The organism is Streptomyces phaeoluteigriseus (assembly GCF_001896135.2).
Lineage (GTDB): Bacteria > Actinomycetota > Actinomycetes > Streptomycetales > Streptomycetaceae > Streptomyces > Streptomyces phaeoluteigriseus.
This window is the reverse complement of sequence record NZ_MPOH02000009.1, coordinates 652,423-675,605: the sequence shown is the minus strand read 5'-3', so window position 1 is coordinate 675,605 and position 23,183 is coordinate 652,423. Positions and strand designations below refer to the sequence as shown.

The following is a 23,183-nucleotide window of genomic DNA, read 5'->3' as shown; positions in this document are numbered from 1 at the left end:
ACGGTGTCCAGCGCAGCCGAGCAGGAGGCGGTGGCGGAGGAGCGCCCCGCCGCGTCCGCCGTCGTGAACAGGGCACCGCGAAGGACGCCCGGCGTGCCCGTGTGGCCCGGCGCCTCCATGCCGCTCGGCGCCCGCTTCCGGGTCGGCCCCGACGGCGTCGCCGGCACCAACTTCGCCCTGTGGGCGGGCGGCGCGGAGGCCGTCGAGCTGTGCCTCTTCGACGAACAGGGCCGTGAGACCCGCGCCCGGCTGACCGAACTCACGCACGAGATCTGGCACGGCTTCGTGCCCGGCGTGATGCCCGGCCAGCGCTACGGCTACCGGGTGCACGGCCGCTGGGACCCGTGGACCGGCGCCCGCTGGAACCCGGCGAAGCTGCTCCTCGACCCGTACGCCCGCGCCGTGGACGGCGCCAAGGGCAATGACTACAGCCGGCTGCCGCCCGAGGTGTACGGGCACGTCCGCGACTGGCCGCAGCAGCACGTCGCCGACACCGTCCGCGACGAACGGGACTCCGCGCCGTACGTCCCCAAGGGCGTCGTCGTCCACGACGACGACGACTGGGCCGACGACCGCCGCCCCAAGACCCCCTGGGCGGACTCGGTCATCTATGAGCTGCACGTGCGCGGCTTCACCATGCGGCACCCCGGCATCCCCGAGGAACTGCGCGGCACCTACGCCGGCCTGGCGCACCCGGCCGCGATCGAGCACCTGGTGAACCTCGGCGTCACGGCCGTCGAACTGCTCCCGGTCCACCAGTTCGCCCACGAGGACCATCTGCTGCGCCGGGGACTGCGCAACTACTGGGGCTACAACTCCATCGGCTACTTCGCCCCGCACGCCGGATATGCCTCCGCCGGGACGACCGGGGAACAGGTCGGCGAGTTCAAGCGGATGGTGCGCGCGCTGCACGCGGCCGGCATCGAGGTCATCCTCGACGTGGTCTACAACCACACCGCGGAAGCGGGCGAGCTGGGCCCGATGCTGTCCCTGAAGGGCATCGACAACCGCGGCTACTACCGGCTCCAGTCGGACGCCCGCCGGTACGCCGACTACACGGGCTGCGGCAACACCCTGCACGTGGTCCAGCCGCACGTACTGCGCCTGATCACTGACTCGCTGCGCTACTGGGTCACCGAGATGGGCGTCGACGGCTTCCGCTTCGACCTGGCCGCCGCCCTCGCCCGGTCCATGCACGACGTGGACATGCTGTCGCCGTTCCTCGCGGTGATCGCCCAGGACCCGGTGCTGCGCCGGGTGAAGCTGATCGCGGAACCCTGGGACGTGGGCTCGGGCGGCTACCAGGTGGGCGCGTTCCCCCCGCTGTGGACGGAGTGGAACGACCGCTACCGCAACGCCGTACGGGACTTCTGGCGGCACGCCCTGCCGGACGTCCGCGAGATGGGCTACCGCCTGTCGGGCTCCAGCGACCTGTACGCCTGGGGCGGCCGGCGCCCCTACGCCTCCGTCAACTTCGTCACGGCCCACGACGGCTTCACCCTGCGCGACCTCGTCTCCTACGAGCGCAAGCACAACGAGGCCAACGGCGAGGGCAACCGGGACGGCACGGACGACAACCGCTCCTGGAACTGCGGCGCCGAGGGCGAGACGGACGACGAGCGGGTGCGCGCGCTGCGGCGGCGGCAACTGCGCAACCTGACCACCACCCTGCTGCTGTCGACGGGCGTGCCGATGCTGGTCGCGGGCGACGAACTGGGCCGCACCCAGGGCGGCAACAACAACGCGTACTGCCAGGACAACGAGATCAGCTGGCTGGACTGGACCCTGCTGGAGGACCCCGGCTGGAAGGCGCTGTACGACCTGACCGCCCGCCTGATCGCCCTGCGCCACCGCCACCCCGTCCTGCGCCGCCGGGCGTTCTTCTCCGGCCGGGCCCACTCGGTGGACGGGCTGCGCGACCTGGCCTGGTTCACGGCGCGCGGCACCGAGATGACGGAACGGGACTGGTACGCGCCCGCGGCGACGCTCGGCATGTACCTCTCCGGCCGGGACATCCCCGGCCGCGACGAACGCGGCACCCCGATCACGGACGACAGCTTCCTCGCCCTGCTGCACGCGGGGGACCGCCCGGCGGACTTCGTCCTGCCGGGCCCCCCGTGGGCGGACCGCTACGAGGTCGTGGTGGACACCTCCCGCGAGGACCAGACGACCGCCCCGGCGGTCACGCACCGGGCGGGGACGGGGGTGACGGTCCCGGCCCGTTCGGTGCTCCTCCTCAGGGTGACGTCCTGAGGGCATCCGCCTTTGGCCGCAGCCGTGTTGACGGTCGGTCAGCGGACACGCCGCCAACGGGTGATGATCCACAACCGGCCGCCCCGGAAGCGGGATCGTGCCCCGCATGATCACAACTCGTCTGCGTCGCCGGGCCGCTGCCGCCACCCTCTCCCTCGCCGCCGTCCTCGCCACCTCGGCGGCCACCGTTTCCACCGCCTCCACCACCGCCCCGGCCGCCGCCCCGGCCAAGGCGGCGCCGGCCTGCCCCCAGTTCGACGACAAGCTCAAGGCCGCCGTCAACCGCGACGTCGACCTCGGCCGGATCACCCCCGCCCCGGTCTGGCGCACCACCTGCGGCACCCTCTACCGCAGCGACGGCCGCGGCCCGGAGATCGTCTTCAAGGAGGGCTTCCACCCCAGGGACGTGGTGAACGGGCAGTACGACATCGAGAAGTACGTCCTGGTCAACCAGCCCTCCCCCTACGTGTCCACGACGTACGACCACGACCTCTACAAGACGTGGTGGAAGTCCGGCTACAACTACTACATCGACGCCCCCGGCGGCATCGACGTCAACAGGACGATCGGCGACACCCACAAATGGGCCGACCAGGTAGAGGTCGCCTTCCCCGGCGGCGTCGACCGGAAGTACATCATCGGCGTCTGCCCGGTGAACAAGACCACCAAGGTCGAGAACATGAGCGGCTGCGAGAGCAACCCGCACTACGAGGCCTGGCACTGATCCGTCCCGCCACCGGCTAGCGGGGGGTGAGCAGCGCCTCCGCCCCCACCGGCACGTACCCCGCCGCCTGGAACGCCCGCATGCTGCGGGCGTTCCCCGGCGAGATCTGCGCCCACACCGGCTCGCCCCCGGCCAGATGCCGGGCCGCCGTCACCAGGGCCCGCCCCAGCCCCCGGTGCCGTACGTCCGCGTCGACCTCGACCGCGGCCTCCAGCCGTCCGGCGATCCCGCGGCCCAGGACCAGCACCCCGCCGTCCGCCGCCCACACCCGCACGTCGTCGCGCCGCCTGCGCGAACTGGTCACCCGGGGATGGTCCGGATCGTCGATCTCCGTCAGTTCCACGGCCGGCGGCCCGTGAGCGGGGAGCCCACCACCATCGCGTCGACCGTGTCGGACCGGCGGCCCGTGCGGTCCATGAACGCCGTCAGGAAGCGGGCGTTCAGCGTCGCCGCCAGAGCGTCGCAGCCGGTCGCGCGCAGCGCCGCCCGCACCCACTCAGGGTCCTCGTCGGTGAACACGACCGAGTGCGCGGTGAAGGACAGCACGCCCGCGTCCCGCCGGCACGCCTGGGGCACGATCGTCGTACGGCCGTCCGCGGGCGGGAAGACGCCCCGCGCCGCCGCGTCGAGAATGTCCCGCAACGTCTCCACAGCGCCCCTCGCCACTTCGTGCCGCTCCTTGAGTCTCCACCCACTGGAAGGCCCACACTCACACACGTGATCGACGACGGCACCGCACTTCTCACCATCGGCGAGCTGGCCAGGACCACCGGCCTGACCGTGCGCACCATCCGCTACTGGTCCGACGAGGGCGTCCTGACCCCGGTCACCCGCAGCGCGGGCGGCTACCGGCTCTACGACGCCGAGTCCGTCGCCCGCCTGGAGCTGATCCGCACCCTGCGCGAGCTGGGCCTCGGCCTGGACGCCGTGCGCCGGGTGCTGGCGGGCGAGACGACGGTCGCGCAGGTCGCCGCGGCCCACGTGAGCGCCCTGGACGCGCAGATCAGCTCGCTGAAGGTGACCCGTGCGGTGCTGTCGACCGTGGCGCGACGCGGCTCGACCGCCGAGGAGACGACCCTGATGAACAAGCTGGCACGACTGTCCGCCGCCGAGCGCAGGCGGATCGTCGAGGAGTTCCTGGCCGAGGTCTTCGACGGCCTCGACACGGCCGACCCCGACATCCGTACCCGGCTGCGCTTCCACACCGCCCACCTGCCCGACGACCCCACCCCCGAACAGGTCGACGCCTGGGTGGAGCTGGCGGAGCTGATCCAGGACCCGGACTTCCGCACCCTGATGCGCGCGATGGTCGAGTTCAACGCGGCCGACCGCGGGCCCGAGGTCCCCGCCGGCACCTCCCTGTGGTTCATGAGCCGGCTGATCCAGCTCGCCGGTGAGGCCCTTCGCGCCGGCACCGCCCCCGACTCCCCGGCGGCCGACGGCGTCCTGCGCGGTCTCCTCGGGGACGCCGACCGGGCCGCCGTACTGGACCGGCTCACCGCGGCGGCCGATGTCCGGGTCGCCCGCTACCGCGAGTTGTCGGCCGTCCTGAACGGTCTGGAACCCGCCGCGGGCCACGAGCGGGAGTTCGCCTGGGTGGTGGCCGCACTGCGCGCTCACCCGGACCGTTAATCTGACCTGCGTCAGTACGAAGGAAACGCAGCACCGCAAGGTATGACGAAGAGGGGCGGACCGGTGGCGGACATCGAAGAAGCACGCAAGCAGTTCCAGCGGATCGACACGGACGGTGACGGTTTCATCACCGCGGCCGAGTTCAAGACCGCCCTGGCCCAGGGGGGCGACTGGAACGTCACCGAGACGGTCGCCGAAGCCCTCATCAAGAGCCGCGACCTGGACGGCGACAAGGTTCTGTCGTTCGACGAGTTCTGGGGCCACCTGAGCAAGTGACGAGGGTCCGCCTCGGCACGTGAGGCCGCAGGGGCGCCCCGGTCCGCCGGGGCGCCCCTTCTCGTTCCCGGCCCCTCACCCGCGGGCCACGCGCGCGCCGCTCGATCCGCACGCTCCCCGGGCCGCCCTACGGGAATGCTGGGCCGAGCCCTCGCTGACGCGTTCCGGCGGGTGCCGGAGAACGCCGTGCGGCCGAGGTCGCAACCACGTCGACGGGATCCGCACGGCCCTGGTCGAGGCCGGTGCGGGACGGTCCCGCCCCACCCGAGCGCCCCCGCCTCACCCGAGCGCCCCCGAGGAATAGCCAGTCCTCCGGCGAGGTTGACCCCGATCGTCAGTCGCATGCGCATGCATGTATCAACGTCACCTGAGAAGGGTGTGTCATGAAGATCGGCATCATCGGGGCGGGCAACATCGGCGGCAACCTCACCCGGCGGCTCGCCGCCCTCGGCCACGACGTCTCCGTGGCCAACTCCCGTGGCCCGCACACGCTCAAGGAGCTGGCCGAGGAGACGGGCGCGACCCCCGTACGGGTCGAGGAGGCGGCCCGCGGGGCCGAGATCGTGGTGGTCACCATCCCGCTGAAGGCGGTCCCGGACCTCCCCGAGGGCCTGTTCGACGAGGCCGCCGAGGGTGTCGCCGTCATCGACACGGGCAACTACTACCCGCAGCAGCGCGACGGCCGGATCGACGCCATCGAGGACGAGGGCATCACGGAGAGCCGCTGGACGGAACGCCAGCTCGGCCACCCGGTGATCAAGGCGTTCAACGGCACCTACGCGCAGGACATCCTGGACCGCCCGCTCCCGGCCGGCGCCCCCGACCGCGTGGCCCTGCCCGTCGCGGGCGACGACGAGGCGGCCAAGGCGAAGGTCCGGGCCCTGATCGACGAACTCGGCTTCGACACCGTCGACGCGGGCGGCATCGACGACTCCTGGCGCCAGCAGCCCGACACCCCGGTCTACGGCCTGCGGGGCGGGGTCGACGAGGTCACCCGCGCCCTGGCCGGAGCGAGCCCGGAGCGCAAGCCGGAGTTCAGCGGCTGAGACCGCTCAGTCCACCGTCGCCCACGCCCGCAGCGCCGCCCGGCTCGCGAAGTTCGCCACGTTCGTGTCGAGGGGCTCGTCGGTGTACTGGTGGAACCGCCACTTCGCCTTGATGCGGGGCTTGCCCGCGGTGACGTAGTCGGCGATCCAGAGCCCGTCGCCGGCGTAGGAGGTGTCGTCGACGTTCAGCCAGTAGTTCCTGTTGCAGTACAGGACGACCCGGTTCTTCGGCCGCAGCTCCTTCACCTTCCGGATGAAGCGGTCCTTCTCCGCGTTGCTCGCGTGGCTTCCCTCGCCGGTCGTCTCCCAGTCGACGGCGAGGATGTCGCCGGGACGGTCCGGGGCCTTGGCGAGGAAGTACTCCGCCTGGGCGCTGAGGTTGCCGGGCCACAGGAAGTGGTAGAAGCCGACGACCAGGCCGGCGTCACGAGCCCGCTTCGTCTGGGCGGCGAGCTTCGGGTTGACGTAGGTACGGCCCTCCGTCGCCTTGACGAAGACGAAGGAGAGACCTGCCGTGGAGTAGCTGGAGGACTGATACGCGCTGACGTCGACACCACGGAGCATGGGGCAACTCCCGGAAGTGCAGGAGAACGGACGGGAGTTGCTTTATGCCCCGACACGCCGGCGGCGGAACCTCCGCTTCCATTCTCCCGTGCGGCGCCGGGCGTTCAGCACTCGATGATGTTCACCGCCAGCCCGCCCCGGGCCGTCTCCTTGTACTTGACCGACATGTCCGCGCCGGTCTCCTTCATCGTCTTGATGACCTTGTCGAGGGACACCTTGTGCGTGCCGTCGCCCCGCATGGCCATGCGGGCCGCCGTGACCGCCTTCACCGCGGCCATGCCGTTGCGTTCGATGCAGGGGATCTGGACCAGGCCGCCCACGGGGTCGCAGGTGAGGCCGAGGTTGTGTTCCATGCCGATCTCCGCGGCGTTCTCGACCTGTTCGGGGGAGCCGCCGAGGACCTCCGCGAGCGCGCCCGCCGCCATCGAGCAGGCCGAGCCGACCTCGCCCTGGCAACCGACCTCGGCGCCGGAGATGGAGGCGTTCTCCTTGAAGAGCATGCCGATCGCGCCGGCGGCGAGGAGGAAGCGGACGACACCCTCCTCGTCGGCTCCGGGGACGAAGTTGACGTAGTAGTGCAGGACCGCGGGGATGATGCCCGCCGCGCCGTTGGTGGGGGCGGTGACCACCCTGCCGCCGGCCGCGTTCTCCTCGTTCACGGCCATCGCGTACAGCGTGATCCACTCCATGGAGTGGGCCAACGGGTCTCCCTCGGCCCGGAGTTGACGGGCGTCATGGCGGCGCGGCGGCGGACCCGCAGGCCACCCGGCAGGATGCCCTCGCGGGACATGCCGCGGGCCGTGCAGGCCTGCATCACCCGCCAGATCTCCAGCAGGCCCTCGTGGATCTCCTCCTCGGTGCGCCAGGCCCGCTCGTTCTCCAGCATCAGCGAGGAGATCGACAGACCCGTCTCCTGCGTCAGACGCAGCAGCTCGTCTCCCGTGCGGAAGGGGTACTTCAGGACCGTGTCGTCCAGCTTGATCCGGTCCGCTCCGACCGCGTCCTCGTCGACGACGAACCCGCCGCCCACCGAGTAGTACGTCTTCGACAGCAGCTCCGCGCCCCCGGCGTCGTACGCCCAGAGCGTCATGCCGTTCGCGTGGTAGTCCAGGGTCTTGCGGCGGTGCAGGACGAGGTCGTCGTCGAAGGAGAACGGGACCTCGTGCTCGCCGAGCAGCCGGATGCGGCCGGAGTCCTTGATCCGCTCCACCCGTGCGTCCGCCGTCTCCACGTCCACCGTGCGCGGCGAGTCGCCCTCCAGGCCGAGGAGGACGGCCTTCGGCGTGCCGTGGCCGTGGCCGGTCGCGCCGAGGGAGCCGTACAGCTCCGCGCGCACGGACGCGACGGAGCCCAGCAGGTCCTCGTTGCGCAGCCGCCGAGCGAAGATGCGGGCCGCGCGCATCGGACCGACCGTGTGGGAGCTGGACGGGCCGATGCCGATCGAGAACAGGTCGAAGACCGAGATGGCCACGGGGGACTCCTCAATACGGATGGTGCAGAAGGTTTCCGGTGGGGTGCCCGGCCACTGACCAGTGTGCGGGACACCCCCCGAAAACCCCTCGGAAAACGGGAACTACTTGTTCAGACCGGGGTACAGCGGGTGCTTCTCCGCGAGGGCGACGACCCGGGCCTTGAGGGCTTCCACCTCGTAGACCGGCTTGAGCGCCTCCGCGATCACGTCCGCGACCTCGGCGAAGTCCTCGGCCGTGAAGCCGCGGGTGGCCAGCGCGGGCGTGCCGATCCGCAGGCCCGAGGTGACCATCGGGGGCCGCGGGTCGTTCGGGACCGCGTTGCGGTTGACCGTGATGCCGACCTCGTGGAGACGGTCCTCGGCCTGCTGCCCGTCCAGCGCGGAATCGCGCAGGTCGACAAGGATCAGGTGCACGTCGGTGCCGCCGGACAGGACGTTGATCCCGGCCTCGCGGGCGTCCGGCGCCGTCAGCCGCTCGGCGAGGATCCGCGCGCCCTCGACCGTACGGCGCTGGCGCTCCTTGAAGTCGTCCGAGGCGGCGACCTTGAAGGAGACCGCCTTCGCCGCGATCACATGCTCCAGGGGACCGCCCTGGAAGCCCGGGAACACGGACGAGTTCAGCTTCTTCGCGAAGGCCTTCCTCGCCAGGATGATGCCGCCGCGCGGGCCGCCCAGCGTCTTGTGGGTCGTGGAGGTGACCACGTCCGCGTACTCGACGGGGTTCGGGTGCAGGCCCGCCGCGACCAGACCGGCGAAGTGCGCCATGTCCACCCACAGGTACGCCTCGACCTCGTCGGCGATCCGGCGGAACGCGGCGAAGTCCAGCTGCCGCGGGTACGCCGACCAGCCGGCGATGATCACCTTCGGGCGGTGCTCCTTGGCGAGCCGCTCCACCTCGGCCATGTCGACCAGTCCGGCCTCGTCCACGTGGTAGGCGACCACGTCGAACTGCTTGCCGGAGAAGTTCAGCCGCATCCCGTGGGTGAGGTGACCGCCGTGCGCCAGGTCCAGGCCCAGGATGGTGTCGCCGGGCTGGGCCAGCGCGAACAGGGCGGCCTGGTTGGCGGAGGCGCCCGAGTGCGGCTGGACGTTGGCGTACTCGGCGCCGAACAGCTCCTTGACCCGGTCGATCGCGATCTGCTCGGCGACGTCGACGTGCTCGCAGCCGCCGTAGTAGCGGCGGCCGGGGTAGCCCTCGGCGTACTTGTTGGTCAGGACCGAGCCCTGCGCCTCCATGACGGCGAGCGGAGCGAAGTTCTCCGAGGCGATCATCTCGAGCGTGGACTGCTGGCGGCGCAGCTCGCCGTCGAGCGTCGCGGCGATCTCCGGGTCGAGCTGGTGCAGGGGCGTGTTCAGGACAGACATACGTCGTTCGACCTCTCAGCCGGCCGTGTAGGCGGTGTACTCGTCGGCGGAGAGCAGCTCGTCCGGCTCGTCGGTGACGCGCACCTTGAACAGCCATCCCCCCTCGAAGGGGGCGGAGTTCACCAGTGCCGGGTCGTCCACGACGTCCTGGTTGACCTCGACGATCTCGCCGGTGACCGGTGCGTACAGCTCACTGACCGACTTGGTCGACTCGAGCTCGCCGCAGGACTCGCCCGCGGTCACGGTGGCACCGGCCTCGGGGAGCTGGACGAAGACCACGTCGCCGAGCGCGTTGGCCGCGTGCTCCGTGATGCCGACCGTCGAGACGCCGTTCTCGGCGCCCGACAGCCATTCGTGCTCCTTGCTGTAGCGCAGCTGCTGGGGGTTGCTCATGGCCTGAATTCTCCTGTACGCGGGGGAGTGCTGGTGAATGGGGGACTGCTGGAACCGCACGTGAGCGGCGCGCATGTGCGCAGGGTCACGCGCGGGGACCTCGGCCCGGCCTGTCGGGCCGTACGTCAGTCTCTACTTCTGGCGCTTGTAGAACGGCAGGGCCACGACCTCGTACGGCTCGTGGCTGCCCCGGATGTCCACGCCGACACCCGGCGTGCCCGGGGCCGCGTGGGCGGCGTCGACGTAGGCCATCGCGATCGGCCTGCCCAGTGTGGGGGAGGGGGCGCCGGAGGTGACCTCGCCGATCACCTGGCCGCCCGCGACCACGGCGTACCCGGCACGCGGGACGCGGCGGCCCTCGGCGACCAGGCCGACCAGCACGCGCGGCGGGTTCGTGGCGGCGCGCTCGGCGGCCCGCGCGAGGGCCTCGCGGCCCACGAAGTCGCCGTCCTTGTCGAACTTCACGACCCGGCCGAGGCCGGCGTCGAAGGGGGTCAGCGCGGTCGACAGCTCGTGGCCGTACAGCGGCATGCCCGCCTCCAGGCGGAGCGTGTCCCGGCAGGACAGGCCGCAGGCGATCAGGCCGACGCCCTCGCCGGCCTTCGTCAGGGCCTGCCACAGCTCGACGGCGTGCTCGGGCTTCACGAACAGCTCGAAGCCGTCCTCGCCGGTGTAACCCGTGCGGGCGATGAGCGCGGGGACGCCGGCGACGGTGCCGGGCAGGCCGGCGTAGTACTTCAGGCCGTCGAGGTCGGCGTCGGTGAGCGACTTCAGGATGCCGGGGGACTCGGGGCCCTGGACGGCGAGGAGCGCGTAGGCGTCGCGGTCGTCGCGGACCTCGGCGTCGAAGCCCTCGGCGCGCGCGGTGAGCGCGTCCAGGACGACCTGGGCGTTGGAGGCGTTGGCGACGACCATGAACTCGGAGTCGGCGAGCCGGTAGACGATGAGGTCGTCGAGGATGCCGCCGTCGGCGTCGCAGATCATGGTGTAGCGGGCGCGGCCCACGCCCACGGCCGCGATGTTGCCGACCAGGGCGAAGTTCAGCAGAGCGCCGGCCTGCGGTCCGGTGACGGTGATCTCGCCCATGTGCGAGAGGTCGAAGAGACCGGCCCGGGTGCGTACGGCGTTGTGCTCGTCACGCTCGGAGCCGTAGCGCAGGGGCATGTCCCAGCCGGCGAAGTCGGTCATGGTCGCGCCGAGCGAACGGTGCAGGGCGTCGAGGGCGGTGTGGCGGAGCGGGGTACTGCTCATCGGGCGTTCGTCTCCCAGGGCATGACGGCGAGGTCGTTCCTCCCCATCTGTCATCGGAACCTGAGAGGTTCGCCATGACCGTCCGCGAGAGGGTCGGTCACGGGTTGCACCTTGGGTGGAGCCACCGCGGGGTGACTCGCTTTTCAGATGTGCCTCGCCCGCGCGGTAACGGTGCCTGAGAGATTCAAGGGAGGGACTTGCTCCTTCGGCGCCCCAGCGAAACTGTCGGTGGGGACTCTCCCGCGCGGATTCAAACGGCCGGTATGCAGTTGGCGCGGCCATCATCGCACGCCAGGCCCGATCACGGCAGGCCGCATCTGTAACCGGCCTGTGGCGGTAAGCGCATGAAAACGCAAGACAGTGCGCATTACCTTCTCTTTACGCTCGACGGGGAGAAGACTTGTCTGACCCCAGGGGAGGACGAACACGGTGAACAGGACCACGGCACTCGCGACCGGCTCGGCACTCGCGGCCGGCCCGGCGCTCGGACTGCCCGCACAGCCGCAGGTCCCGGGCCGGGAGGCATGCGGCGCGGCGCCCGCCCCGGTCGTCCGCGACCTGCGCGACCGCGCCGGCCACAGCCCGCACGGCCTGCTGTTCGGCCCCCGGGACCTGGTCGTGGTCACCGGGCTGCCGGGCAGCGGCAAGTCGACGCTGATGAAGCGCGCGGTGACGGGCACCCGCATCGACTCCCAGGACACCCGCGACCGCTGGGACGCCCGCGTGCCGCGCGCCCTGCCGTACGCCCTCTACCGTCCCCTCGTCCGCCTCGCGCACTACGCCGGTCTGCGTCGTGCCCTGCGCTCCGGCGAGGGCGTCGTCGTCCACGACTGCGGTACGCAGGCCTGGGTGCGCGCCTGGCTGGCCCGCGAGGCCCGCCGCCGTGGCGGCACGCTGCACATGGTGCTGCTCGACGTCACGGTGGACACCGCCCTGGAGGGCCAGCGCGAGCGCGGCCGGGGCGTGTCCCGGTACGCGTTCCGGCGTCACCGCCGGGCCGCCTCCCACCTGCTGCGCGCGGCGGAGAAGGGCCGCCTCCCCAAGGGCTGCGGTTCGACGGTCCTCCTGGACCGGGCCGCGGCCGACACCCTCCGCCGTATCGGCTTCACCGGCTGACCGCCCAGCGCCCAGCGCCCACCGCCCACGCCACCGGTCCGGTTGCCCGTGGCCGAGGGCGCGCCGCCGCACCCGATAGCCTTTTGAGCCACATCCAGTGGCTCCCAGCAGGCGGTAGGCAGATGGACTTCCCCCCGGCGGACTTCCCCGCGGACTTCCCGGCACAGGCGCACCCCCACCCGCACGGCGGATGGCCCGGCAACGAGCTGGAGGAGGTGCTCTCCGCCTCCCTCGGCGTGCAAGGGGCCGGCGGACGCATCGTGGAGGTGCTCGGCCGCAGCTTCGTCTGGGTGCCGCTGCCCGGCGGCGGCGGCCCGCACAGCGGCCCCCTGGACCTGCCCACGCTGGAGCTGGAGGGGCAGGCGTACGTGCCCGTGTTCAGCTCCGAGGAACAGTTCCGGCAGGTCGTCGGCGCGCACATGTCGTTCACGATCGCCCCGGCCGTCGAGTTCGCCCGCGGCCTGCCGCCGCAGGTCGGCATCCTGGTGAACCCGGACGGCACGGTCGGCATCCCGCTGCCCCCGGTGGCCGTGGCCGAGCTGTGCCGGACCGGGCGCACCGCGCTGGACGGCCCGGCGAGCGGCGGCCGCGTCCGACTCCACGAGCCCGACTGGCAGCACGACCCGGTGGACTTCCTGTCCGCCGCCTCCGCCGAGTTCGAGGCGATCGGCGTCGTCCTCACCGCGCGCCGCTGCCTCGCCGCGGTCGAGACGGCCGACCCGGTGATGTTCGTCGGCGTCGAACTGTCCCGGTGGGAGGGCGATCTGCGGGCGCTTCCCCTGGAGGCCCTGGGCAAGGCACTCGCCCGGGCCCAGGCGCCCTGGCCGGTCAACCTCGTCCTGCTCGACATGACGGAGGACCCGGTGGCCCGCTGGCTCAAGGAACACGTCCGGCCCTTCTACTCCAGGGTCGGCTGAACGCACCCCGTGCGGGGGCGGTCCGTACCGGTGTGCGGCGGGGTCGCGAGGGCGCGGCGGGCCGTCCCCGGTCCGGCTCCGGAGGCGGCGGACGACCCGTCCTCGGTCCGGTCCCGGAGGCGGCGGACGACCCGTCCCCTCCGGGGCACCCGTTGTCGGTGAAGAGACCTAAGCTGGTCTCCCGAAAGCGGGGCAACTTATCGAAGGGGCGGTACAGGTGAGCGCCAGCGGCATCGCGGCCGGGCAGGTCGAGCACATGCTGCGCCAGGTGACCCCCGGGCGCTACGACGCCTACGAGGCCCTCCTGCGCGCCCTCGCCGCCCCGGGCACCGGCCAGGTGTGGATGCTGCTGTGGCAAGGTCAGGCCGGCTCCCCCGACGCCCAGTACGGCACGATGGAGGTCGAGGGACACGGCTACGCCCCCTGTGTCACCTCCGCCCAGGAGCTGTCCGCGAGCGGCTGGAACCGGTCGTACGAGGTGGTCGACGGGCTGGACGTGGCCCGCACCCTCTACCCCGACCACTACGGCCTCTGGCTGAACCCGCACGCCCCCGGTGGCGGCGTCGGCATCCCCTGGCTCGACCTGCGGCGGATCGCCACCGGCCTGGACCGTCAGCCGGCCGGGCCGCTGCGGCTGTCCGAGCCGGCCATCGAGATCCCGCAGTTCTACGCCCTGCTCGCGCAGAACGCGCACCGCACCCCCGCCCTGCGCTCGCTGCGCCGCGCCTGGGTCCAGCCGGCCGTCGGCGCGCCCTACCTCGCCCTCGGGCTCGACGTCTACGACACCTCGCCGCAGGCCGTGGACGCGGTGCGGGGGATGATGCAGCAGTCCATCGGCGCGGTGCCGGACGGACTGCCGGTGTCCACGGTCACCATGAGCGACGACTACGACCCGGTCGTCCTGTGGATGCGCGCCCACGCCCGCCCCTTCTACGACCGGGAGGCGCACGCTCCCGCGCCCCCGGCCGCCCAGGCTCCGGCGGGCGGTTACGGCTTCCCGCCGACCGGTCGCTTCTGATGCGCACAGCCGCGCGTCCCTCCGGGTCGGCGCAGTGAGTCTTCGCGCGTAGATCAGGGCGTTAAGTCCCTTTTTAGGGTCTTATGTCCCAACTCGTGTGCGTCCGCCCCTCGTTACCCGCCGTCCGGATAACGGAATCCTCCTGAGAGCATCACGTTTGCGCATCCTTTCCCCGTCAAGTCTGGCTACAGATCGCCAAAGCGTTGAAGACTCCCGCATCAGGGGTGCTTTCGCCCCTGTGTACGACGGACTGATCACGCCGCTACAGCGGCAAGTGCGGGCCGGCTACCGCCGGTTGAGAGGGGTCCCTGCCAGATGACGGCACCATTGCACGAGCCGACCGCGGAAGCGGCCCCGAGCCCGGCCGAGGAAGCGGCGGTGGCCACCGCCGACGCGAAGGCCGTACAGGGCCGTTCCCTGGGTCGGATCGCCTGGGAGCGCCTGAAGCGGGACAAACTCGCCCTGACCGGCGGCGTCGTGGTGCTCCTCCTCGTCCTGGTCGCGCTGCTGGCTCCCGTGATCACCTCGATCCTCGGCCAGGACCCGAACGAGTATCACGAGAACCTCATCGACCCGCTGTTCGGCACTCCCACGGGCTCCCTCGGGGGCATCAGCGGCGAGCACCTGCTGGGCGTCGAGCCGGTCAACGGGCGCGACATCTTCGCCCGCATCCTCTACGGCGCCCGCATCTCCCTGCTGGTCGGCTTCCTGTCCGCCGTCGTCGCCGTGATCCTCGGAACCGTCCTGGGCATCCTCGCCGGCTTCTTCGGCGGCTGGGTCGACTCGGTCGTCAGCCGGGTCATGGACGGTCTGCTCGCCTTCCCCCAGCTGCTGTTCATCATCGCGCTGGTCTCCGTCATGCCGAGCGACCTGCTGGGCCTCACCGGCTCCAACGTGCGGGTCTTCGTGATGATCCTGGTCATCGGCTTCTTCGGCTGGCCCTACATCGGGCGTGTGGTGCGCGGTCAGACCCTCTCCCTGCGAGAGCGCGAGTACGTGGAGGCCGCCCGATCGCTGGGCGCCGGGCGGCTGTACATCCTGTTCAAGGAACTGCTGCCCAACCTCGTGGCCCCGATCGTCGTCTACACCACGATGATGATCCCCACCAACATCCTCACCGAGGCGGCACTCAGCTTCCTGGGTGTGGGCGTCAAGCCGCCCACGGCCTCGTGGGGGCAGATGCTCTCGAGCGCGATCGACTACTACGAGTCCGACCCCATGTACATGGTGGTCCCGGGCCTGGCGATCTTCATCACCGTTCTCGCCTTCAACCTCTTCGGCGACGGCGTCCGGGACGCGCTGGACCCGAAGGCATCCCGCTGAGCCGCACCCAAGCCTCCCGTGGCATCTACACGGGGTCTCTCATCTATCCGGAGGATCCGAGATCGTGACTACCCAACGCACCTCAGGGCGGCGGAAGCAGGCATTTGCCGCTGCTGCCGCGGTCGCCGCGCTGCTGACCACGGCGGCGTGCGGCGGCGGTTCGGACGACGGCGACAACGGTTCGAAGACCGGTGCCGCCGGCTTCGACGCCGCGAACAACAAGGTCGCCCAGGCCGACCTGGCCAAGAAGGGCGGCACGCTGAAGTTCGGTGCCGCGCAGGACGCCGACTCGTGGGACACCACGCGCGGCTACTACGGCATGATGTGGAACTTCGCCCGCTACTACAGCCGCCAGCTGGTCACGAACAAGGCCGAGCCGGGCGCCGCGGGTGCCGAGATCACTCCGGACCTCGCCACCGAGACCGCCAAGGTCACGGACGACGGCAAGACCTACACGTACACCCTGCGTGACGGCATCACGTGGGAGGACGGCAAGCCGATCACGTCCAAGGACGTGAAGTACGGCATCGAGCGCGTGTGGGCGCAGGACGTGCTGTCCGGCGGTCCGACGTACCTGAAGGACGTCCTCGACCCCAAGGGCGAGTACAAGGGTCCCTACAAGGACACCTCCGCCGACAAGCTCGGTCTGAAGGCCATCGAGACGCCGGACGACAAGACCATCGTCTTCAAGCTCCCCGTGGCCAACTCGGACTTCGAGGAGATGCTCGCCCTGGTCTCGGCCTCGCCGGTCCGCCAGGACAAGGACACCAAGTCCAAGTACGGCCTCAAGCCGTTCTCCTCGGGTCCGTACAAGTTCGCGTCCTACAGCCCCGGCAAGGACCTGAAGCTGGTCCGCAACACCGAGTGGAAGCAGGCCTCGGACCCGGTCCGCAAGGCCTACCCGGACGAGATCACGATCCAGTTCTTCTCGGACGCCAACCAGCTCGACCAGCGCCTGCTCAGCGGTGACCTGGACCTCGACCTGAACCAGACCGGCATGTCGCCGCAGGGCCGCACCACCGCCCTCAAGCAGCACAAGGCCAACCTGGACAACCCGGTCTCCGGCTACGTCCGTTACGCGGTCTTCCCGCAGAGCGTCGCGCCGTTCAACAACATCGAGTGCCGCAAGGCCGTCATCCTCGGTGCCGACCACGTGTCGCTCCAGACCGCCCGTGGTGGCCCGATCGCCGGTGGCGACATCGGCACCAACATGCTGCCGCCGTCCGTCCCGGGCGCCGAGGGTCAGAAGTACGACCCCTACAAGCTCGCCGGTGCCAACAAGAGCGGCAACGTCGCCGAGGCCAAGGCGGCCCTGAAGGCCTGCGGTCAGCCGAACGGCTTCAAGACCACCATCGCGGTCCGCAACAACAAGCCGGTCGAGGTGGCCACGGCCCAGTCCCTCCAGGCCTCGCTGAAGAAGATCGGCATCACCGTCGAGATCGACCAGTACGACGGCTCGCAGACCGCCGGCATCATCGGCAGCCCCTCGAACGTGAAGAAGAAGGGCTACGGCATCATCATCATGGGCTGGGGTCCGGACTTCCCGTCCGTCCAGGGCTTCGGTCTGCCGCTGTGGAGCAGCAAGTACATCTCGGAGAGCGGTAACAACAACTACGCGCTCATCAAGGACAAGGCGATCGACGGCCTGTTCGCCCAGTACGTCACCACCCTGGACGACGCCGGCAAGACCAAGATCGCCACGGAGATCAACCACAAGGTGATGGAGGGCGCGTACTACCTGCCCTTCGTCTTCGAGCGGTTCATCAACTGGCGCTCGGACAACCTGGCGAACGTCTACACCACCGACGGTTACAGCGGTCAGTACGACTTCGTCAACCTCGGTCTGAAGAACCCGAAGAAGTAGTCCCGGCACACCCGCCGAACGGCACGAAAGGCAGGTGAAGGCCGGCGCAGCGGGAGCGCGGGCCACCGGAGGACCTCCGGTGGCCCGCGGTCCGCGGCGGGCCGAGAGCTGTGCTCGCTTACCTCATCAGGCGGCTGTTCGCCGCCGTAGTGATGCTTGTGGTCATCGTCATGGTGGTCTTCGGCATCTTCTTCCTCATCCCCAAGTGGGCGGGCGTCGACATCGCCCTGAGCTTCGTGGGCAAGCAGGCCGACCCGGCCGCGGTCGAGGGTGTGCGCGAGAAGCTGGGTCTGGGCGACCCGATCTACGCCCAGGTCTGGGAGTTCTTCAAGGGGATCTTCGCCGGCCGCACCTACACGGGCGGTGGCGATTCCATCCACTGCGCCGCGCCGTGCTTCGGCTACTCCTTCCGCAGCGAGCAGGCCGTCTGGCCGGTGCTGACCGACCGCTTCCCGGTCACCCTGGCCCTCGCGCTCGGCGCCGCCGTGCTGTGGCTGCTCCTCGGTGTCTCGGCGGGTGTGCTCTCCGCGCTCAAGCGGGGCAGCCTGTGGGACCGCGGCGCGATGGTGATCGCGCTCTCGGGCGTCTCCCTCCCGATCTACTTCACCGGCATGGTCGCGCTGTCGATCTTCGTGTACGGACTGGACCTCTTCGACGGCCAGTTCGTACCCCTGGACGAGAGCTTCTCGGCCTGGTTCGGCGGAATGATCCTGCCGTGGATCACCCTGGCGTTCCTGTACGCGGCGATGTACGCACGCATCACCAGGGCCACCATGCTGGAGATCCTCGGCGAGGACTACATCCGCACCGCCCGGGCCAAGGGCCTCAAGGAGCGGACCGTCATCGGCAAGCACGCCATGCGCTCCACGATGACGCCGCTGCTGACCATGCTGGGCATGGACCTGGGTGCCCTGATCGGCGGCGCGATCCTGACCGAGACGGCGTTCAACCTGCCCGGCCTCGGCCAGGCGGTGCTCAACGCCATCAAGAACCAGGACCTGCCCATCATCCTGGGTGTCACCCTGATCACTTCCCTCGCGGTGCTCGTCGCCAACCTCGTGGTGGACATCCTGTACGCCGTGATCGACCCCCGAGTGAGGCTCACATGACCGACCTCAGCAAGAGCGGAGCGGCCGTGGGCGAACCCACCGCCGCCTCGCCCGCGCCGAGCGCCTTCCTCGAAGTGCGCGACCTGAAAGTGCACTTCCCGACCGACGACGGCCTGGTCAAGTCCGTCGACGGGCTCAGCTTCCAGCTGGAGAAGGGCAAGACCCTCGGCATCGTGGGCGAGTCGGGCTCCGGCAAGTCCGTGACCTCGCTCGGCATCATGGGCCTGCACACCGCCGGCCAGTACGGCAAGCGCAAGGCCCAGATCTCCGGTGAGATCTGGCTGGACGGCACCGAGCTGCTGTCCGCCGACCCGGACCACGTACGCAAGCTGCGCGGCCGTCAGATGGCGATGATCTTCCAGGATCCGCTGTCCGCACTGCACCCGTACTACACGATCGGTCAGCAGATCGTGGAGGCGTACCGCATCCACCACGACGTCGACAAGAAGACCGCCAAGCGCCGCGCGGTGGAGATGCTCGACCGGGTGGGCATCCCGCAGCCGGACAAGCGGGTGGACAACTACCCGCACGAGTTCTCCGGCGGCATGCGCCAGCGCGCGATGATCGCGATGTCGCTGGTGAACAACCCCGAGCTGCTGATCGCGGACGAGCCGACGACCGCCCTGGACGTGACCGTCCAGGCGCAGATCCTCGACCTGATCCGCGACCTCCAGAAGGAGTTCGGCTCCGCGGTCATCGTCATCACCCACGACCTGGGCGTCGTCGCCGAACTGGCCGACGACCTCCTGGTGATGTACGGCGGCCGGTGCGTCGAGCGCGGCCCCGCGGAGAAGGTGTTCTACGAGCCCCGCCACCCCTACACCTGGGGTCTGCTCGGGTCGATGCCGCGACTCGACCGCGACCAGCAGGAGCGCCTGATCCCGGTCAAGGGCTCCCCGCCCTCCCTGATCAACATCCCGTCCGGCTGCGCCTTCAACCCGCGTTGCCCGTACGCGGACCTCCCGAAGGACAACGTCACCCGCACGGTCCGCCCGGAGCTGGCCGAGGTCGGCAGCCGGCACTGGGCCGCCTGCCACCTGGGCAAGGAGCAGCGGGAGCGTATCTGGACCGAAGAGATTGCGCCGAAGCTGTGAGTGACGAGAAAGCGGTGACCATCCCCGCGCAGACCACCGGCGAGCCGAGCAGCGGCGCCGCCACCCTCACCAAGGACGCCGCCCCCGGCGAGGTCCTGCTGAAGGTGACCGGGCTGAAGAAGCACTTCCCGATCAAGAAGGGCCTGCTCCAGCGGCAGGTCGGCGCCGTGCACGCGGTGGACGGCATCGACTTCGAGGTCCGCTCCGGCGAGACCCTCGGCGTCGTGGGCGAGTCCGGCTGTGGCAAGTCCACGATGGGCCGGCTGATCACCCGGCTGCTCGAACCGACCGGCGGCACGGTCGAGTTCCAGGGCAAGGACATCACGCACCTCGGTGTCGCCGGCATGCGTCCGCTGCGCCGCGACGTGCAGATGATCTTCCAGGACCCGTACTCGTCGCTGAACCCGCGCCACACCATCGGCACGATCATCGGCGCTCCCTTCAAGCTCCAGGGCGTCACGCCCGAGGGCGGCATCAAGAAGGAAGTGCAGCGGCTGCTGTCGGTCGTGGGCCTCAACCCCGAGCACTACAACCGGTACCCGCACGAGTTCTCCGGCGGTCAGCGCCAGCGCATCGGCATCGCCCGCGCGCTCGCGCTGAACCCGAAGCTGGTCGTGGCGGACGAGCCGGTCTCCGCGCTGGACGTGTCGATCCAGGCCCAGGTGGTGAACCTGCTCGACGACCTCCAGCAGGAACTGGGCCTGACGTACGTGATCATCGCGCACGACCTCTCGGTCGTCCGGCACGTCTCGGACCGGATCGCGGTGATGTACCTCGGCAAGATCGTCGAGCTGGCCGACCGCGACCTGCTGTACAAGGCGCCGATGCACCCGTACACCAAGGCGCTGATGTCGGCGGTGCCGATCCCGGACCCGCGGCGGAAGAACGCCAAGAGCGAGCGCATCCTGCTCAAGGGCGACGTGCCCTCGCCGATCTCGCCGCCCACCGGCTGCCGGTTCCACACCCGGTGCTGGAAGGCGACGGAGATCTGCCGGACGGCCGAGCCGAAGCTCGTCGAGCTGAGGCCGGGCCAGCAGGTCGCCTGCCACCACCCGGAGAACTTCGCGGACCAGGCTCCGCAGGACACCGTCCTGCTGACGGCCGCGAAGGAGGCGGCGGCGCTGGTGGCCGACGAGGTGCTCGCCGAGTCGGCGCAGACGTCGGCGGCCGTGGCGGCGGAGGTCGAGGCGGAGGCCGAGGCGGACGTCGAGGCGAAGCCCGCGGCTCCGGAGTCTTCCGAGGCCGTCGAGTCGCAGGAGGCCCCCGAGGTCGCCGAGTCTCCCGAGGCCGCCGAGAGCCCCGAGGCCTCCGAGTCTCCCGAGGCCGTTGCCCCCAAGGCCGCTGTCTCCGAAGAGGAGCCTCCTGCCAAGGAGAAGTAAGAAGCGAACGAGCCCCTGCCTTGCAATGTAAGGCAGGGGCTCTGTGCTGGGTGAGAATAGTAGGGTGCTCCAGCAACTCTTCAGCCCATCCGTCCAGCACACGCTCGACCTGATCGGCATCTTCGTCTTCGCGATCTCCGGCGCGCTGCTGGCGGTGCGGAAGAACTTCGACGTCTTCGGCATCGCCGTGCTCGCCGAGGTCACCGCGCTGGGCGGCGGCATCTTCCGGGACGTGATCATCGGGGCCGTGCCGCCCGCGGCCTTCACGGACCTGGGCTACTTCGTCACCCCCCTGCTCGCCGCCCTCCTGGTCGTCTTCCTGCACCCGCACGTGGAGCGCATCCAGTCCGGCGTGAACGTCTTCGACGCGGCCGGCCTCGGCCTGTTCTGCGTCTCGGGCACGGTGAAGGCGTACGACCACGGCCTGGGCCTCACCGCCTCGGCGGCCCTGGGCCTGGCGACCGCCGTCGGTGGCGGTGTCCTCCGCGACGTCCTCGCCAATGAGGTGCCCTCACTGCTGCGCTGGGACCGCGATCTCTACGCGGTACCGGCGATCGTCGGCGCCACGATGGTGGCGATCTGCCTCCGCTACGACGTCCTCACCCCGCTGGCCAGCGGCATGGCCGCGCTCACGGCCTTCGTCCTGCGGCTGCTCGCGATGCGGTTCCACTGGCGAGCGCCGCGTGCGTGGAACCGTCGCTCGACGGTGCGGGAGGAGTAGCGCCGCGGGCCGAGCCCGCTGGTCGAGCCCGCTGGTCGAGCCCGCTGGTCGAGCCCGCTGGTCGAGCCCGCTGGTCGAGCCCGCGGGCCGAGCCCGCTGGTCGAGCTGGGTGGTCAGCCGGAGGAAGGCGGGCGCCACCTGTGTCCGCCACAGCGCCATGTCGTGGCCGCCCGTGTTCTCCGGGGCGTGGACGGGGTGCCCGGCCGCCCGGGTCTTCGCCGCCCGCCGGAGGGCCGGAGCCGCCTCGTGCCCTCCGTGTGGCTGACCGGAGACGTACAGCGCGATCGGAAAAGCTACCGCTTAGTAATTGCCTGTTGTACCGTTCATGCATGTCTGAAGCAGCCATCGCCCCCGCCGCCCTCGGCGACAGCGAGTTCGACCGGGACACCGCCGTCACCCTCCGCGAGCCCGGCGTGTACGACACAGACCTCTCGGCCGGCTGGACCGTCTTCGGTGCCGTCAACGGCGGCTACCTGCTCGCCGTGCTCGGCCGTGCGCTCGCCGACGCCCTGCCGCACAGCGACCCGTTCACCGTCACCGCGCACTACCTGAGCGCCTCGCGCCCCGGCCCGGCGGTCGTCCGCACCGAGACCGTCCGCGCCGGCCGCACCCTCTCCACCGGCCAGGCCTCCCTCTTCCAGTACGACGACGAGGGCCGCGAGGTCGAGCGGATCCGCGTCCTCGCCTCCTACGGCGACCTCGACGCCCTCCCCGACGACGTCCGCACCGCCGCCAGACCGCCCGCCTTCGCGCCGATCGGCCAGTGCTTCGGGCCCGAGGACGGGCCCGCCCCCGACGCCGACCAACAGCCCATCGCCGAGCGGCTGATGCTCAAGCTCGATCCGTCCACCGTCGGCTGGGCCCTCGGACAGCCCTCCGGCAAGGGCGAGATGCGGGCCTGGTTCGGGCTCGCCGACGGCCGCGACGCCGACCCGCTCTCCCTGCTGCTCGCGGTGGACGCCCTGCCGCCCACCGCCTTCGACCTCGGCATCGCCGGCTGGGTCCCGACGATCGAGCTGACCGTCCACGTCCGCTGCCGCCCGGCCCCCGGCCCGGTGCGCGTCTCCCTCACCACCCGCAACCTCGCGGGCGGTTTCCTGGAGGAGGACGGCGAGGTGTGGGACAGCCAGGACCGGCTGGTGGCACAGTCGCGCCAACTGGCGCGCGTACGGCGGGCCTGACGACCGTCCGTCAACCACCGGTTCGGCGCGGTCACTTGAAGCGCGCTTTGCCTGATTGACAGGCGGCGGACAGAGCGGTCCCAAGGAAGGCTCAAGGGGCGTTGGTTGGGTGGCGGTCTCAGACCTTCCTCATCCTTTCTGGAGCTGTCTCTCATGAAGCGTGCGCCGACGATGCCGGTACGTCTCCTTCCCGCGGCCGCCCTGCTGGTGCTCACGCCGCTCGCCCTTGCGGCCTGCGGTTCGGGCGACTCGGCGTCGTCGAGCGGGGGCACGACCGGGCAGGAGGCGTGCCGGCCGCCGAGCGGGGCACCGAGCGGGACGCCTGGCGGGCGACCGAGCGCAGTGCCGTCCGGTGCGCCTACGGGGTCCGCGGCCGCGGGGGCTCCGACGGGTGCCCTCACCGGCGCCGCGACGGGTGTGCCGACCGGTGTTTCCTCCGGCATGCCGAGCGGCGGGCCCGGTGGGGGCGGGCAGGGCGGCGGTTGT

The 23,183-nt window shown here is 70.8% G+C and carries 19 protein-coding genes, 2 pseudogenes and 2 riboswitches; of the genes and pseudogenes, 15 read left to right on the top strand and 6 right to left on the bottom strand.

Features of this window, described 5'->3' with window-relative positions; genetic code table 11:
- The first annotated feature begins 3 nt into the window (after positions 1 to 3).
- Together glgX and BM536_RS10710 are read left to right on the top strand one after the other, a co-directional pair.
- The gene (gene glgX, locus BM536_RS10715; RefSeq protein ID WP_073492831.1) at positions 4 to 2,253 is read left to right on the top strand and encodes a glycogen debranching protein GlgX; all 2,250 of its coding nucleotides are present in this window, start codon (positions 4 to 6) and stop codon (positions 2,251 to 2,253) included.
- Between the two features lie 106 nt (positions 2,254 to 2,359).
- Positions 2,360 to 2,977: an ADP-ribosyltransferase gene (locus BM536_RS10710; protein ID WP_073492833.1), complete on the top strand. Its 618-nt coding sequence runs from the start codon at positions 2,360 to 2,362 to the stop codon at positions 2,975 to 2,977.
- Positions 2,978 to 2,993: 16 nt separating this feature from the next.
- Here BM536_RS10710 and BM536_RS10705 read toward each other — a convergent pair.
- Positions 2,994 to 3,628, bottom strand: a pseudogene (locus tag BM536_RS10705) (GNAT family N-acetyltransferase).
- 66 nt (positions 3,629 to 3,694) lie between these two features.
- Here BM536_RS10705 and BM536_RS10700 point away from each other — a divergent pair.
- The 3 genes from BM536_RS10700 (at position 3,695) to BM536_RS10690 (ending at position 5,931) form a co-directional block, all read left to right on the top strand.
- Positions 3,695 to 4,609 (top strand): helix-turn-helix domain-containing protein, encoded by a 915-nt coding sequence (locus BM536_RS10700; protein WP_094102847.1) that lies wholly within the window; start codon positions 3,695 to 3,697, stop codon positions 4,607 to 4,609.
- Positions 4,610 to 4,672: 63 nt separating this feature from the next.
- Positions 4,673 to 4,885 carry an EF-hand domain-containing protein gene (locus BM536_RS10695; protein ID WP_073492839.1) on the top strand — a complete coding sequence of 71 codons (213 nt, stop codon included), beginning with the start codon at positions 4,673 to 4,675 and terminating at the stop codon, positions 4,883 to 4,885.
- A gap of 383 nt (positions 4,886 to 5,268) precedes the next feature.
- A complete protein-coding gene (locus BM536_RS10690; RefSeq protein ID WP_094102846.1) occupies positions 5,269 to 5,931 on the top strand; it encodes an NADPH-dependent F420 reductase in 663 nt (220 codons plus the stop codon).
- Positions 5,932 to 5,937: 6 nt separating this feature from the next.
- Here the strand turns inward: BM536_RS10690 and BM536_RS10685 are convergent, their stop codons facing one another.
- From BM536_RS10685 to gcvT, 5 genes and pseudogenes are all read right to left on the bottom strand, one after another.
- The gene (locus BM536_RS10685; RefSeq protein WP_073497479.1) at positions 5,938 to 6,495 is read right to left on the bottom strand and encodes a glycoside hydrolase family 25 protein; all 558 of its coding nucleotides are present in this window, start codon (positions 6,493 to 6,495) and stop codon (positions 5,938 to 5,940) included.
- 104 nt (positions 6,496 to 6,599) lie between these two features.
- A pseudogene (locus tag BM536_RS10680) lies at positions 6,600 to 7,966 on the bottom strand (L-serine ammonia-lyase).
- Between the two features lie 102 nt (positions 7,967 to 8,068).
- Complete coding sequence (gene glyA / locus BM536_RS10675) at positions 8,069 to 9,331, bottom strand: serine hydroxymethyltransferase (RefSeq protein WP_073497477.1); 1,263 nt, start codon at positions 9,329 to 9,331, stop codon at positions 8,069 to 8,071.
- A 15-nt stretch (positions 9,332 to 9,346) separates the two neighbouring features.
- Complete coding sequence (gene gcvH, locus BM536_RS10670) at positions 9,347 to 9,724, bottom strand: glycine cleavage system protein GcvH (RefSeq protein ID WP_073497475.1); 378 nt, start codon at positions 9,722 to 9,724, stop codon at positions 9,347 to 9,349.
- Positions 9,725 to 9,856: 132 nt separating this feature from the next.
- A complete protein-coding gene (gcvT, locus tag BM536_RS10665) occupies positions 9,857 to 10,975 on the bottom strand; it encodes a glycine cleavage system aminomethyltransferase GcvT (protein WP_094102845.1) in 1,119 nt (372 codons plus the stop codon).
- Between the two features lie 37 nt (positions 10,976 to 11,012).
- Positions 11,013 to 11,128: riboswitch (glycine riboswitch) on the bottom strand.
- Positions 11,129 to 11,228: riboswitch (glycine riboswitch) on the bottom strand.
- 176 nt (positions 11,229 to 11,404) lie between these two features.
- On the opposite strand from gcvT, the gene BM536_RS10660 reads away from it, so the two are divergent.
- The 10 genes from BM536_RS10660 (at position 11,405) to BM536_RS10615 (ending at position 22,697) form a co-directional block, all read left to right on the top strand.
- The gene (locus BM536_RS10660; protein WP_094102844.1) at positions 11,405 to 12,091 is read left to right on the top strand and encodes an AAA family ATPase; all 687 of its coding nucleotides are present in this window, start codon (positions 11,405 to 11,407) and stop codon (positions 12,089 to 12,091) included.
- A gap of 122 nt (positions 12,092 to 12,213) precedes the next feature.
- Positions 12,214 to 13,008, top strand: a complete 795-nt coding sequence (locus BM536_RS10655) for an enhanced serine sensitivity protein SseB (protein ID WP_073497474.1) — start codon at positions 12,214 to 12,216, stop codon at positions 13,006 to 13,008.
- Positions 13,009 to 13,225: 217 nt separating this feature from the next.
- A complete protein-coding gene (locus tag BM536_RS10650; RefSeq protein ID WP_073497472.1) occupies positions 13,226 to 14,026 on the top strand; it encodes an enhanced serine sensitivity protein SseB C-terminal domain-containing protein in 801 nt (266 codons plus the stop codon).
- A 315-nt stretch (positions 14,027 to 14,341) separates the two neighbouring features.
- Positions 14,342 to 15,349, top strand: a complete 1,008-nt coding sequence (locus BM536_RS10645) for an ABC transporter permease (RefSeq protein WP_073497471.1) — start codon at positions 14,342 to 14,344, stop codon at positions 15,347 to 15,349.
- Between the two features lie 64 nt (positions 15,350 to 15,413).
- Positions 15,414 to 17,213: an ABC transporter substrate-binding protein gene (locus BM536_RS10640; RefSeq protein ID WP_073497469.1), complete on the top strand. Its 1,800-nt coding sequence runs from the start codon at positions 15,414 to 15,416 to the stop codon at positions 17,211 to 17,213.
- Positions 17,214 to 17,323: 110 nt separating this feature from the next.
- Complete coding sequence (locus BM536_RS10635) at positions 17,324 to 18,322, top strand: ABC transporter permease (protein ID WP_073497467.1); 999 nt, start codon at positions 17,324 to 17,326, stop codon at positions 18,320 to 18,322.
- Entirely contained in the window at positions 18,319 to 19,416 is a 1,098-nt protein-coding gene (locus tag BM536_RS10630) for an ABC transporter ATP-binding protein (RefSeq protein WP_073497465.1), read from the top strand. The genes BM536_RS10635 and BM536_RS10630 overlap by 4 nt, the downstream gene beginning before the upstream one ends.
- Entirely contained in the window at positions 19,413 to 20,795 is a 1,383-nt protein-coding gene (locus tag BM536_RS10625) for an ABC transporter ATP-binding protein (RefSeq protein WP_094102843.1), read from the top strand. Before BM536_RS10630 ends, BM536_RS10625 begins: the two co-directional genes overlap by 4 nt.
- 64 nt (positions 20,796 to 20,859) lie before the next feature.
- Complete coding sequence (locus BM536_RS10620; protein WP_073497461.1) at positions 20,860 to 21,516, top strand: trimeric intracellular cation channel family protein; 657 nt, start codon at positions 20,860 to 20,862, stop codon at positions 21,514 to 21,516.
- A 329-nt stretch (positions 21,517 to 21,845) separates the two neighbouring features.
- Positions 21,846 to 22,697, top strand: coding sequence for a thioesterase family protein (locus BM536_RS10615; RefSeq protein ID WP_073497459.1), 852 nt, complete (start codon positions 21,846 to 21,848; stop codon positions 22,695 to 22,697).
- The last annotated feature ends 486 nt before the right edge of the window (positions 22,698 to 23,183 follow it).